Raw genomic sequence first — 14,443 nt, forward strand, 5'->3', positions numbered from 1 at the left:
CACTCCTGCGAACGCAGGAGTCCAGAGTCTTTGGTTAATTTGGGCACAAGTCTCTGGATACCTGCGTTCGCAGGTATGACAAATTAAGCGTTGAAATTTAAATTGGTATTATTTGAACTGCGACATCCCTTACCTAGTGCTAGGTATTTAACTTAAAATAGTTATAGGATATGGTGAAATATATGAACTCATTACCCCCTCTGCATATGTATGAGAGTTTCAAGCTCAGTGATTCGGAACCTGATACTGTTAATGCAAACATGAAATTAAGTCATTTTTTGAAATCTCAAAATACACATGAAATATTTTCAGCTGAAGATTTTGATCAATCAGTTGAAAGTGAGATTGACAAATTATTATCAACAGAGCTTAATCATATACCAATAAATAGGAGAATGTTCTCATCGTTGTATAAAATCGCTTTGCTATCTAATAGGTTATACAAGAATCTAATTATTAAAACGCCAAGTAATTTAGATCTTAGTGATCTTCACGCTAAACCTAGGTCATGTGAATTTAATACTGAAGTATTTAAAAATAAATTTGAAAGTAATTTACACGAAATATCAAATCTTCGTAGACTGCTTACGGCTGTACGGCAAGGTGTGATTTTTCAAGGGGCTGAGCCTTACGGGTTATTGGGAAATAAAGCTCTTGACGGATTAATAGCTTATTTGAAACAATTTCATGAACAGGCTCATAATATATATACAATTGTAGAATGTGATAAATCTGAAGTTAAAATACAAACAGGTTGCTGCATTGGTGTTCATTTTTCAGAAAATGAAGATATAGGTGATGGAGTCCTTTTCTTCAGTAAATCCTTTAGAGATATTTCAAAGATAGGTTTTTACAACACAAGCCTCGGATTTCACTTAGTTGATGAAAGTAAACTTGATGAGTTAATAGAATCTTGGATAGGCCATGACAGAGAAGGTTATTCGATCAGTATATTGCCGTTGCAAGAATCATTAGTTAATACTCATTCAAGTAGAAAGATAGTGCAATTAAGACCTGATGAATTAAAGCTTGTTTCTGATTTGCATGTCTCATTAAAAGCCTACTGTCACTTTTCAGGTAAGGATAAACCAACGTTATTAGAGATTAACGAGTTAAGAACCGATGTTGGGGATAAAGAAATTAAGAAAATGCATTTGAGTGATATTTTTTCAAAGTTCAAAGAGCGGGGTGTTCAGCCTAATTAATGTAGTAACTCATTTCAAACAGTTTGATTACATAAGCAATTAATAGTTGTGCATTAACGGAAATCCATAGTTACTTATTTTTGCCCAGAATTTATCCCAAACTCCGGTCGAGCATACCAACGCTCTAAGCGTGAGTAACATTGATGCACCTTCTTTCTTCCATCTCATTCCAGAACGACACATTCTACTTTTTATCAGAGTCTTACATGCTGCCTCAGTGACACCTGACCCTATCGGATAACGATTTTCTAACGCTTGTGCATAACCCATTTGATGCCAGTGATTTTTAAAGTAAGTTTTCACTTTTTCTAATTTGGCTATTGTTGTTGGATAATGGTTTGAAGGCTCTGACTTTTGCAATATCTGATTAAGACACTCTGCTTCGCCTTGATTACGCTTAAGGTTGTGAAGCGTTTCTCTATACCACTTTTTACGCTTATCTTTTTTTGTTTTTCCCGCATAAAGAGCATTTGCCGCCTCAGAGATATACTCTGAAACGTGATAAAAGTCTAAGATACATTCAGCAACAAAGGGCTTAAGAAATATCCAGTTATCAGGAGCTCCATCTGCGACTCCGACATAAGTCGCATCCGGAAATCGTTTTTTGAATTTGTCGATTTCACGTGTAAATCGTTCGATAAACGAAACCTTACCGTATTCTGGTGCTTCGGCGCAGTAAGACGAGAACATTCTATTTCCAGCAGCATCGTACAGGGTGATTGAGCCGCACATAGCTTCTCGATACCCTTCATGATAAAGCATAATTGCACCATCAAGCCCTATTGACACGGTTGCAACAGGCTCTGGCAAATCAGGAATGGCGTACGTCCATGAATCTTCTTTAGACTGAGCAATTGCACCAACTACATCAGCGATATCTCTTAATGTAGCTCGACTCGTTGTACGTTTATGATTTTGTTCAAAATCTTTTTGTACCTGTGGCGACGCCATTTCTGCATATTTCCAACTCACCATTTGTGCAAATTTAGGGGTTGAATTAACAACAATCCGAGCATTGTGATCAAGAGGGCTGTATGTAGAGCCGCCCTTCGAGTTTTGATACACATAACGAGGAACTTCAACAGAGCCATACGGAGTTTCATAGACTTTAAGCTGTTTTCTCTTCTTACTGGTCATTTTCACGTTGCCTAGAAAAAAGGGAGAGCCGTCGGTATCGAGGTTTTCCAATTGCTTACATTCTGCCAACCTTCCTGCAGCATTTAACTCTGATTGAAGCTGATCTTCGAAGGAAAGCATAGAGTCATTATGTTTAATGGTGAGCAGGATTTGAGTTCCTGAGGAATTCGAAGATATGATGACTGAAGACATAGCGTTATGCAAAGTGGTATAAATTTAAACTCCATAATACTCCATATTTTAATTCAGAGTCTCACATTAGTTGGGCTGAACACCCTTCTGTGTTGTGACCAGCTCACTTAGATGGCTAAGCATCACTGCTCACTCCTTAAACAGATAAGTGCTCAATATAGCACAAAATTTAATCCTGAAAGCTCAACAGACCCTAGTCATTTTCATTCTCCAGTTAAGTTATTATCTCTTAACTGGGGTGGTCATATCCATTAAACCACGTCAGTCCCGAGAGGCGGGGAATTAAACCCGCAACGATTAAAATACCTAGTTTATTTTTTACAAATGAATAATAATTAACGGGAACATTTTTGATTAATGAGTAATATCCTTAATATTCATATAAAAATATAAAAAATATTTTGGCAATCAGTGTTCCCCTATCAGGCAAAAATACAAGCGTTTCTTGCACAGAAATGAGCAATACTCCTGACTTACCTTGTAATGGAAGTTTAACGTCCTCTCTTGAACTTAGCTTTTTTGGTACTTATCAGAATAATCCAGATCAAAAAAAATATTCGGTTTGCTCAAAAGGTACTTCTTCAATCACTAATTTTGAACATTGGCACACTCAGGATGCTAGAAGAGAATACGAGGGGATGGAAGAAAATCTTGGTGCCGAAGTTGAAATAGTCGAAAGTTCACCTCCTTTACTTGAATCATCTATGGATGACACTGATGAGTTTCAAAGATGTTTAATTGACGAAGCACATTCTTCGGATTTTTACCAATTCGAAGCTCAAGAAGATAATAGTTTTATTCACAGTAGGATGTTACAGGCCAGTAACCTTAATGCTGGTAAAGAAATAAATGAAGGATTATGCATAAACGACACTTGTCATCTTATGCACAAGGCATTAATTTCAATAATTAAATATGTAAGCGTTAAAGTATTCAACGAGAGTGTTTTACCCCTATTACAACAATGTAAAAAAGATAGTGAAATTCTTGAAGATGGGTTTCTTTTTTTATTCTATCCTCCATTTAACAGCTTATCGTTTAATGAGTGTATCGCGGCATGTCAGAATTATCAGATGGGAGTCATTAATGAACACTCTCAAATTTTAAGGGATAGTCAACCTGTTACTAAAACTTTAGAAGAAATTAACCCCAGTTTACATCCATGCTTATCGTTGAAAATAGCAGAGGAAATAGAGCTTTCGCATGAAAGTGAAGGTTTTGAAGCTCATACAGAAGTCCCAACCACTAATGACGCCCAAACGAATGCCATAAAACCTACAGTACATAAGGTACTGAGTAACCAAATTGCTTTGAAGGATGTTCCAATTGTCCGGATAAAAACATACCTAAGATCAAAAAATGCGTCGTCTTTACCTCCTTCAGTTGAAACATTCCTTAATACCCATATCAAGTTTGGAATATTAATAAAGATTGATAACCCTAAAGCCTGTTACTCTAGGATTATTCCGTGGTTACGGGACAACAATGTAACAAATTACGATTTATCATTAATGGTTAATTTAAAGGACCATGGTGCAATTAACTTAATGTTTAAAAAGGGGGAAAAGGGGGGAAAAAGAATAAACCTACTTAATTTTTGTGCATTAGCAATGATACTGGGGAAAAATCCACAGTGGCTTTTGACAGGGCAGGCTTTAAACAGGGACTTGCCACCTTTTGCCCCCTTTGATGCTGCAACAATGATGTTAGAAAGTGGTTTAACCTACCGTAGACGATTCATATTGTGCGGTCTGAATTCAATCGAAAAAAGTATACCTGAACGTAAGCTTGAAAAAGAAGAACAACGGTTCTTATTACAATTTAAGAAAACCGAATATTTCTCAAGTGACACGCTAATAGAAAATAACACAATATTTCAAACCAGTAAGTTGAGACAATTTATAAATCGATTTATTGATGACAAATTGCCAAACGTACATAAATCTAAAGCTGTTATACAAAATGTTTTACTGAAATTTATCAATTTATTGGATAGCGATTATCGCTTAACGCCTCACGTAGTCTGTAGAGTGGCAAAAATCATGTGGGTTACACCTTATGAATTAATCAAAGGTGAATACCCATCAAAGCGGCTTGAAGCGGATAAAAAATCAAAAGAAACGCCCATAAGTGAAATATATTATAAAAAATCCATTCTATTTATAATTCGGCAGTATAGTTTGCATAAGAAAAATCCGTTGCCAAAGAGTATTATTGAATTTCTCGATACGCATACATGCGGACAAAAATACTTATCAAAAAAAGCCCTGTTATCTAAATCAACAAAGTCTTATGAATATTATAATGAAGCGGAATATCATATTAGACTGGAGTGTCAATGTGAAGTTTTAGGTATCAGTAAGGCTGACTTGCACAGAATTGTAACTGGTAATCCTGATGGAGTAAGAATAGGTGTAAAAACTACATATAATAGGAGCTTATTGGTCGAAGAACTTTGTGCTTCCGCGTATGTATTAGGTGTAAGGCCGCAATGGCTTTTGTCAGGATTAGGGGCGATGATAGATGATGGTCAATTACCTTACCTCACACTTCCAAAACACACGCATAATGCACATAGAGTGATATTCAACCTATTTGATCAAGCATTAAAAATAAATAAGTCTCTTGAAATACCTGAAGTGATTTTTACGAGATTATCGGGACTAGCATCTTGTGTCGATACGCCATACGTTACTTTTAACAAGTCACATTTGTTTACTCATTTCTACGATAGATTATCAGAAGAAATTAGAATACAAGGTAGTAAAGAAGCATTTGTCAGCATATATGTAACAGGGATCAGCACTACCATTCAATCTATACGGCGGCAAGGTGGAATTAAGCATCACGCATTATTAGGATTTGCGATGGCACTCAATTTACATCCAGATTGGTTAATAAAAGGGACTGGAAACAAATATATATCAAATAGAACCACTTCATTAATCCGTGCTCATGTTAAGCGAGATGAAAAAGAACTGAAGATGCTAGCTGAGTATAGTAACCATGACCATCCGGAAATAGAAACACCATTAGCTTTTTTTTCACGTTATGTGGAAAGTGAAAACATAAGTATTCAAGATGATGTAATGCTTTTTTTTCTGACTAACCCAATTACGGGGGATCAGAGTCTTAGAGAATTTTTGATTGCGAGTAAGGCCACCAACCCAAATGTAATAAAAGATCAGTGCGAAGATAAACTTTTATACGACCATGTCAATTTCACCAAAGAGAAGATGTTCAGTAGAATAAAAAGAGTCGCCGAAGGTCGTGGGGTAACACTTACCGATATATCAAGAAGAATAAACAAAAGTTCAGCGTACTTAAGCTCAGTTTTACATCATCCAGCAGAAAAGAAGGGAAGTACATATTTTAAACGAGGCGATTTAGCGCTTATTTCACACCTACTAGGGTGTGCTCCTGCTTATTTTATCACAGGGGTTGGGAGAATACGTGAAGAGTCTGTCTTATCTAAGCTCCCATTAGGTTGCATGAAGTGCAATGCTAAGAAGAATATGCCGCCACAGTTGAAAAAGCTTGGAAATAATGCGATGAGATCAAAAAACGCTCAATCTAAATTTGTCAATGCTGAAACGCGTGCGCCTAAAAGGTCGCGAGTAAAAAGTCGAGTAGATGTATCTCTACCACCCAGAAAAAAAGTACATGTAAGTGAATTTAAGCTCATGAAGTTACAACTTAAAAAAGTTAACAAACACGTAGCAATTCATACCCAGAAACGTCATTACCTCAGTATCAATAACAAGTCATCAGTCCTCAAGTGACATGTATGGCACGTTGCATTTATCCCCCCCCCCGAACACAAGCGAAAGCGAGTCGCTTTTGAATTAACGTCCGCTGAACGACGTTTGGACCGACATTCCGCACCTAGAAAATTGCATTCTAAAAAACTCGGCCGCAAGCAACCGAGTTTTAGAAAAGCCCAAGTTGATCCGCACTTTTCTCTTTTTTATCTAATTCCGACAATTGATCCTGAACATACTTTCGTATGACCTCTTCAGTAGCGTTTCCTATAGTTTCGACAAAATAACTTTGTGTCCAAAGCTTACCTCCCCAAAAGTAACGCCTTTTTATATCTGGGTAACCCTTGAAGAATTCTCTCGCTGAAATACTTTAGATTATTTGCATGACATTGCTTGGTGATATCTTCGGCTCACCTCTAATGACCATGTGGATATGATCAACTGGAATTTCTAATTCAACTATATCAATGTCATAGTCGTAACCAATTTTATAACTAATTGATTTTAAGCCTTCACGATAAGGCTCTATAAACACTTTGCGCCGATATTTTGGTATCCATACAAAGTGATACATTAATCTGTATACGTGATGTGAATTTCTTAGAAGTTCCATATACAGGATAATATAGACCGAGCTTCGCCCAGTCTACACTATCCAGCACGGGGGTAAGCCCCCGAAATTTTCGCTACGCGCGTTAAACAAACTTAGATCGCTCCACGCTGATGAGTGACTTTTGCTGTACACCTCTGACAATTTTGAACGAGATACATAAGTACCTGTCGATAAGTTCTTTGATAATTATTGTGTTCAGGTTTAGTGCTATACAAGACGCAATGTAGGGCGCACAGCCGTAGCTATGTAAGGGAACTAGCGATTTAGAAAGTACCAATCAATATTTTAAATTTTTTTTGTCATACCTGCAAAGGCTGGTATCCAGTGACTTTTATAGAAAAGCTTAAAGGCACTAGACTCCAGCCTGCGCTGGAGTGACGAGGATTCATCGGTATACTTTCTTCCGCAGCGTCCCTAACCGAAGTTGCAACACCGTAGAGTGCTGAAACTGGGCACTAGATTTCTTGTCCTTGCTGTGTGCAGACCAACTCGGGTATCGCATTAATACGGCTGCGATTAATTACATGAAACAAAAAAATTACCCATAGCACAGCGGAAAAGTCTTGCCAATCATCCATGTCAATTTCTTGGGATCTATTTTCAAAATTTTGGGTTCCCACTAGTTCCCAATTTATATTGGACGCACAGTAATGCCCCCCAGAGGGCAATGGCACTAACTTAAGAATTACTTCTGATATACCTTAAGCCTACGTGCTTGCTTTCTTGAATGTTGTAACCTTGGTGTCGGTTTCGGTCGCCTTTTCTTTGCTCTCGGTTCTTTTCTCCCTGGGCGATTGCCAACGATATGCTCGCCGATAATATCTGCTATCACATCCAATAAAGTGTCAATGATCCCTTCGGTGGCTTGCAAAAGTAATATCTGAAAATCTTGTAATGCGTCATGTGCGGCTTTAAAACTTGCCTCTCTAGGCGATATTCCTTTTTTTTTCTGCCGCTCGGCACATAAGTGCCCTTATCATGTTGTAAACTAACAAATGAACATCAATTTCCTTACGCACCATATCTGGACTACCACACCTTAAAATATCCATTTTCATCATGGTCTTGATTGACCTAAAATCCAACTCGATATGCCATCGTGAAACGTATAAATCAATAATATCTTGCTTCGGATAGACTTCTTTATCCGTGAGCGTGGTAACAATGATACGTTTCTTTGTTCCTACCATTCTGACGATAAGCTCTTCTGGCACTTGAGCGTAATCCTCTGGGGTCATCCATTCTGGACAGGATGGACGAATTAGCTTAAATAAACCATCTCGCTTACCCAGCTTTTCTTCACAGGTTCTGAAATCGACATTTCTGGCTCCGTTTTTTTCGAAAACAGCATCAACGCCTAACCCCATTAGTCCTGCAAGAACAAAGTAGTTTTCGAAATTAGCATCTCCCAGCACAATGTCACCTTGTTTCAAGTCTGACTGCATACTTCTTAATAGTGCCTGCTCGCCAGTACCTTTCCCTTTACAAGGTGAAACAGCCGAGTCAATGACTGCACCGCTTCCCAAAGAAATTAACACTAAAATCCGCAGCTGAGGAAAGCCCAGCCCTTCTTTTTGTGATTTAGGTTGAGGGAATTGGGCTTGGTTCTCGTGCGTATCAGGCATAGATAGTGTTGAGCCGTCAGTTAATAGCACTCTACGGCCATGCCATAAGTATTTCCCTTGAATCGCTTCATCTAAGTTTTTTCCTGATTTCTTCAATAGCGATTTAATTGATTCTGGAGATAACCGTTTTCTTGCTTTGCAGTAGGGACCTGTAATTGTGCTGTTTTTCTCTCGACCTATAGCAATTTGATCTCTAGCGTCACTGATTAGTGTGCAACGACAAGATTTGTTTTCACTGGCAACTTGCTTCATGAAAAGCGAAAGAGTGTGGCAAGCGGGATATTTGCGTACTCTTTGAGTATTATCTTTTTGAAAATCTTCTAAATCTTGCAGAGTGAGAATTGAAGAAAGTTCATCTTCTTCCGTTTGAGCAAAGCGACGTAACAATTCTGGGGCATCATTGAAGAATTGGCGAGTTGTAGTATTCATGGCGTGACACTAGAAAAACCTTAATCTGTATGATTTACTCTCTATTGTTCAATTAGTAAACCTTCAGCTAAATCTTAAGTTAGTGCCATTGCCCCAGAGGGGGGGAAGTATCGTTTAACATTATAGTCACTCTAGCTAAGGCTAGAAACGAAGTAACGATAGTTTTGTATGTCGGCAGTCTAGCGTCATTTTCTTGTTTAGTGAAAGTCACTGGATACCAGCCTACGCTTGTATGATAAAACACAAACCTTTTGTGTTAGTTCGCCCCAAGGGGCGAAGAATTAAACCCAGAGTGATTAAAAACCTAATTGTTTGGACATGTCATTTTGCAAAGTACATTTTACGAGATTGACATCAAGGTTCAAAATGAAAACAAAGATCAACAACCGTAAATCGCTAATCTCTGTTTCATGGTTCACCCAAGGTGCTATTGATTAATATGAACGATTTTTGTCTCGCTCTTACTCGGTAAACGGATTTCAGATTTTTGTTGCCACACTAGATCACAAATGCCATCAGTGGGTGCAAAACCAGTCGGTGCATCCAATAAGATAGAACGAATTTCTTCATGGTTAAAGTAATGGCAAGCTGTGTCTAACCGTTCTAAAATTTGCTCAAGCGCCTTCCAAGATAAACACGCCTCATTAGCGGTCATGATACGTTCATGATCGGTTCCAGTTACATTATCACCAATCAGCAGTTCTTCATAAAGCTTTTCACCGGGTCTGAGCCCGCTGAATTCAATCGCAATATCGCCATCTATATTGATTTCGTCTTTAACCGTAAAACCACTCAATCGAATCATTTTCGCAGCCAAATCAACGATTTTTACTGACTGTCCCATATCGAGGACGAAGACGTCACCACCTTTGCCCATTGCACCCGCTTGGATCACTAACTGAGAGGCTTCAGGGATCGTCATGAAATATCGGGTGATTTCAGGGTGTGTCACAGTCACTGGACCACCACTGGCAATTTGGTTTCTGAATAAAGGAACCACAGATCCTGACGAGCCCAGTACATTACCGAACCGAACCATACAAAAGCGAGTGTTATGGTTTTCGTTGGCCAATGCTTGAAGGGACAGCTCAGCCATGCGCTTGGTCGTACCCATCACATTGGTCGGACGTACCGCTTTATCTGTCGAGATCAAAACAAAGGTTTCGACATTGCTCTCAACCGCCGCTTGTGCCGTGTAAAGGGTACCAAAAACATTATTTCTCACACCTTCAACCACATTATGTTCAACCAGTGGCACATGCTTATAAGCCGCAGCGTGATAAACGGTCTGTACATTGAACGCTTTCATCACAGCCAATACGCGGTTTTTACGTTGCACCGACCCCATTATTGGCAAGATTTCAACGTTAATGCCGAGTTCTTCCGCTGCTGTACAGCTTAGCTCTCGTTCAATTGAATATAAACCAAACTCAGATAGCTCGAACAACACCAACTTTGTTGGCAACTGTCTCAATATTTGTCGACATAATTCTGAGCCAATTGAGCCACCAGCACCGGTCACCATCACTACTTTATTTTTAATGTTGGACGACATTAAATCATTTCTTGGCGCAACAGAATCACGCCCTAGAAGATCATCAATCTCAACTTCTTTGATGTCGGTGTAAAGCTTTTCGCCACTGACTAATTCAGCCATTGCAGGTAAGGTTAAGACTTGTACCGCTAATGGTTCAAGTTTGAGTAAAATTTCTTGTCGACGCGCACGACTGGCGCTTGGCATCGCCAGTAATATTTTAGTGACTGACTTTTGGGCAATGAGTTTTTGAATGATTGAAGGTGAATGTACATGCACACCTTGGACAACACTGCCATGCAAAGATACATCATCATCCACAAAGGCAAATGGAAAATACTCACAGCTTTGCGTCAACGAGGTCACTAATTGTCGCCCACCAACACCAGCCCCATAAATAATCACGGGCTCGCCCACACGCTTAGTACCACGGCCCACCCAACTACGCACTATACTGCGGCTGCCTCCAATAAAAAAGAGCGCAAACATGCCGTAAATAATGGGGACGACGCGAGATAATTCGGCATCAAACGCCATACCAATGAACGTCATCAAAAAAGCAGAAACAGCCACGCCCCCAACGATGGCGAACATAGCTTGTGTTCCCATATAACGCAGCACCGCACGATATAAGCCGAGTTTGGCAAAACAATAAAGGCTCATTGGAAGAGTGAATAAAAATACCGACCAATGATGAGATAATGACAATACACTCATATCAAATGAATGAAATAACAACGCTGCCCAAAAAGAAATGGCCAAAAAAACGGTATCTAGCATAATACTAATAATACGTTTTTGACTACGTTTTAACGAAAAAATTAATTGTAAAAAATCCATTTTACTCACTCTATATTTAACACATTCATGTTCGAAAAATCTTAACGGCGTTGCGATTCACAATGAATAGCCACATTCAAACATACTACATTGCCAGATTGTAGCACACTTCATATCAATTAAAGCAACAGTTCAAGTACGCGTTGTGATGCTCTTCTTAATACAATAAATAACTCATGTTACGCACTAACAGCTTTTAGAGTTTGAAGTTCTGTAAAGGCTGTTTTTAATGCTTTTATATACAGTTTCGCCCTCAGTTGAAATTTATTCATTTTCAGTTTTAAAGCTAAGGTTTCAAGCCTAAATGCACTATAAATTGATAAAAATTGATGATTACTTTGTGTTTTAACTGTATGTGCTGGAGAACGGGTAATTGCCGCATTTGACTTCAGGTTTTTATGGAAGAGTTCAACGTTCCATCGTTTTTGATAGACCGCTTGGATGAACTCATCATCACAACTTAAATCACTGCATAACAAGTAAAGCTCGCCTGTACTTCCATCTTTGTTTTTAAAGACTTTCTTGGATAACTGTAACTCAAAATCTACCCCAGATATCCAAACTTTGACAGACTGCCCTTCTTGAAACTCAAGTGTATCAACCCGTTGTGATTTCTTATGCTTCTTATCATCTTCACTCAAAGAAACAAGACGATTAGATTTGCACGCCATGATAAAATCCTTGTGGCATTTGTGTTTGATAAACAGCATATTTTCATTTGAACAGAACCAACTGTCTGCTAGAACATATTTGAATTTAAGTTGGTTTTGGTAACTAATTTCTAAAAGCTCTCTAAAATCTTCATTCTTAGTTGTTTCAGACATTCTGCGAACTTTCTTAGTTTTCAGATCACAATAGGGAATTGGCTTAGTGATCAACTTATAAGATACTGGAATTGATACACCTTGGGAGTAGTAAAGACAATTAAGAAGGTTAATCTCTTTAACGGTTCGATTTTTTGTGTGGTCGTAGTGGTAAGCGATCAAGTCGCTTTCGTCCGTATAAGGCTTTTCTTCAATCGTATCATCGAAAATAAGAACGGCATCATCTTCTTCGACCTGTCTTACAGTGGATTTAACCATTCCTCAAAGAGTTTTACTGGTGAACTCGTTAGTAGAAAGGAGTCTTGTTACCTGATCATGACTGTAAGCACCATCTAGTAAGTCTGACATCCCTGTTGCTGTTACTTGTCCAAAGCTAGATAGTTCGTAATCGCTATACAGCTCTAGTAATTCATCGTTCATAGCTTGATTATGCCACTAATTTTTAGGCGGTGCGTAACATGAGTAAATAAAATAACTGATGAATGATCCTAGATCTCGGGTATACATATAAAATAAATAATTGTAACTCGAGTAGCCTATTTTATTTAAAAATAGACAGTTAAGCATTACAGTTCGTTTTTTAAGTGAGTGCTAAACGTCCTTGGAGACGGTTAAAAACACGCTTCCATAATCTGAAGGATGACCTAATTTCAACCTCTGAATGAACATTTTTCAGGCATCGTTCTTACTTTTGTATACGCGGTTATTTCCTTCATCATTTACCTATTCATAAACAATGAAGTTTGACTCTCAGTAATACCTAAAAACTGTCGATATTGTTGTGTCATTGTATTTTGCGAACTAAACCTCCTTCACCCATTCAGAGAAGGAAATGGCCGGACACTAAGGTTCTTTTTTGAAGAACTTCTTTACCTATTAGGTTATGACGCAATGGCACTAACTTAAGAATTACTTCTGATATACCTTAAGCCTACGTGCTTGTTTTCTTGAATGTTGTAACCTTGGTGTCGGTTTCGGTCGCCTTTTCTTTGCTCTCGGTTCTTTTCTCCCCGGGCGATTGCCAACGATATGCTCTCCGATAATATCTGCTATCACATCCAATAAAGTGTCAATGATCCCTTCGGTGGCTTGCAAAAGTAATATCTGAAAATCTTGTAATGCGTCATGTGCGGCTTTAAAACTTGCCTCTCTAGGCGATATTCCTTTTTTTCTGCCGCTCGGCACATAAGCGCCCTTATCATGTTGTAAACTAACAAATGAACATCAATTTCCTTACGCACCATATCTGGACTACCACACCTTAAAATATCCATTTTCATCATGGTCTTGATTGACCTAAAATCCAACTCGATATGCCATCGTGAAACGTATAAATCAATAATATCTTGCTTCGGATAGACTTCTTTATCCGTGAGCGTGGTAACAATGATACGTTTCTTTGTTCCTACCATTCTGACGATAAGCTCTTCTGGCACTTGAGCGTAATCCTCTGGGGTCATCCATTCTGGACAGGATGGACGAATTAGCTTAAATAAACCATCTCGCTTACCCAGCTTTTCTTCACAGGTTCTGAAATCGACATTTCTGGCTCCGTTTTTTTCGAAAACAGCATCAACGCCTAACCCCATTAGTCCTACAAGAACAAAGTAGTTTTCGAAATTAGCATCTCCCAGCACAATGTCACCTTGTTTCAAGTCTGACTGCATACTTCTTAATAGTGCCTGCTCGCCAGTACCTTTCCCTTTACAAGGTGAAACAGCCGAGTCAATGACTGCACCGCTACCCAAAGAAATTAACACTAAAATCCGCAGCTGAGGAAAGCCCAGCCCTTCTTTTTGTGATTTAGGTTGAGGGAATTGGGCTTGGTTCTCGTCCGTATCAGGCATAGATAGTGTTGAGCCGTCAGTTAATAGCACTCTACGGCCATGCCATAAGTATTTCCCTTGAATCGCTTCATCTAAGTTTTTTCCTGATTTCTTCAATAGCGATTTAATTGACTCTGGAGATAACCGTTTTCTTGCTTTGCAGTAGGGACCTGTAATTGTGCTGTTTTTCTCTCGACCTATAGCAATTTGATCTCTAGCGTCACTGATTAGTGTGCAACGACAAGATTTGTTTTCACTGGCAACTTGCTTCATGAAAAGCGAAAGTGTGTGGCAGGCGGGATACTTGCGTACTCTTTGAGTATTATCTTTTTGAAAATCTTCTAAATCTTGCAGAGTGAGAATTGAAGAAAGTTCATCTTATTCCGTTTGAGCAAAGCGACGTAACAATTCTGGGGCATCATTGAAGAATTGGCGAGTTGTAGTATTCATGGCGTGA

8 protein-coding genes and 3 pseudogenes are annotated in these 14,443 nt (G+C 38.7%); 3 read left to right on the plus strand and 8 right to left on the minus strand.

All coding sequences use genetic code 11. The annotated features are described in order from the left end of the window. Positions 1-182 precede the first annotated feature (182 nt). A complete protein-coding gene (locus E2I05_RS13880) occupies positions 183-1,205 on the plus strand; it encodes a hypothetical protein (protein ID WP_121854897.1) in 1,023 nt (340 codons plus the stop codon). Between the two features lie 39 nt (positions 1,206-1,244). Here E2I05_RS13880 and E2I05_RS13885 read toward each other — a convergent pair whose 3' ends face one another. Beyond that, positions 1,245-2,534, minus strand: coding sequence for an ISKra4 family transposase (locus tag E2I05_RS13885; RefSeq protein ID WP_121854896.1), 1,290 nt, complete (start codon positions 2,532-2,534; stop codon positions 1,245-1,247). A 455-nt stretch (positions 2,535-2,989) separates the two neighbouring features. Here E2I05_RS13885 and E2I05_RS13890 point away from each other — a divergent pair, with 455 nt between their 5' ends. Then, entirely contained in the window at positions 2,990-6,316 is a 3,327-nt protein-coding gene (locus E2I05_RS13890) for a helix-turn-helix transcriptional regulator (RefSeq protein WP_121854895.1), read from the plus strand. Positions 6,317-6,464: 148 nt separating this feature from the next. Here the strand turns inward: E2I05_RS13890 and tnpA are convergent. The 5 genes and pseudogenes from tnpA to E2I05_RS13915 all read right to left on the minus strand — a co-directional run bounded on the left by tnpA (position 6,465) and on the right by E2I05_RS13915 (position 12,580). After that, positions 6,465-6,908: pseudogene (tnpA, locus tag E2I05_RS22605) on the minus strand (IS200/IS605 family transposase). Between the two features lie 685 nt (positions 6,909-7,593). After that, positions 7,594-7,779: a hypothetical protein gene (locus E2I05_RS13900; RefSeq protein ID WP_133309406.1), complete on the minus strand. Its 186-nt coding sequence runs from the start codon at positions 7,777-7,779 to the stop codon at positions 7,594-7,596. A 55-nt stretch (positions 7,780-7,834) separates the two neighbouring features. Then, entirely contained in the window at positions 7,835-8,962 is a 1,128-nt protein-coding gene (locus E2I05_RS13905; RefSeq protein WP_133309613.1) for an IS4 family transposase, read from the minus strand. A gap of 427 nt (positions 8,963-9,389) precedes the next feature. Then, positions 9,390-11,336, minus strand: coding sequence for a polysaccharide biosynthesis protein (locus E2I05_RS13910; RefSeq protein ID WP_121855269.1), 1,947 nt, complete (start codon positions 11,334-11,336; stop codon positions 9,390-9,392). Between the two features lie 179 nt (positions 11,337-11,515). Further along, positions 11,516-12,580: pseudogene (locus E2I05_RS13915) on the minus strand (IS701 family transposase). 369 nt (positions 12,581-12,949) lie between these two features. Between E2I05_RS13915 and E2I05_RS13920 the strand changes: the two are divergent. Continuing rightward, positions 12,950-13,042: pseudogene (locus tag E2I05_RS13920) on the plus strand (Fic family protein); the annotation flags it as partial. Between the two features lie 27 nt (positions 13,043-13,069). Here the strand turns inward: E2I05_RS13920 and E2I05_RS13925 are convergent. After that, the gene (locus tag E2I05_RS13925) at positions 13,070-13,255 is read right to left on the minus strand and encodes a hypothetical protein (RefSeq protein ID WP_133309406.1); all 186 of its coding nucleotides are present in this window, start codon (positions 13,253-13,255) and stop codon (positions 13,070-13,072) included. Continuing rightward, complete coding sequence (locus tag E2I05_RS13930) at positions 13,213-14,349, minus strand: IS4 family transposase (protein ID WP_133309699.1); 1,137 nt, start codon at positions 14,347-14,349, stop codon at positions 13,213-13,215. Before E2I05_RS13930 ends, E2I05_RS13925 begins: the two co-directional genes overlap by 43 nt. Between the last annotated feature and the right edge of the window lie 94 nt (positions 14,350-14,443).

The organism is Parashewanella spongiae (genome assembly GCF_004358345.1).
In the GTDB taxonomy this organism is placed as follows: Bacteria; Pseudomonadota; Gammaproteobacteria; order Enterobacterales; family Shewanellaceae; genus Parashewanella; species Parashewanella spongiae.

Bases quoted from the DNA above. Each gene is read 5' to 3' on its own strand.
- E2I05_RS13880 (WP_121854897.1), top strand. From the start codon at position 183: ATGAACTCATTACCCCCTCTGCATATGTATGAGAGTTTCAAGCTCAGT.
- E2I05_RS13885 (WP_121854896.1), bottom strand. From the start codon at position 2,534: ATGTCTTCAGTCATCATATCTTCGAATTCCTCAGGAACTCAAATCCTG.
- E2I05_RS13890 (WP_121854895.1), top strand. From the start codon at position 2,990: ATGAGCAATACTCCTGACTTACCTTGTAATGGAAGTTTAACGTCCTCT.
- E2I05_RS13905 (WP_133309613.1), bottom strand. From the start codon at position 8,962: ATGAATACTACAACTCGCCAATTCTTCAATGATGCCCCAGAATTGTTA.
- E2I05_RS13910 (WP_121855269.1), bottom strand. From the start codon at position 11,336: ATGGATTTTTTACAATTAATTTTTTCGTTAAAACGTAGTCAAAAACGT.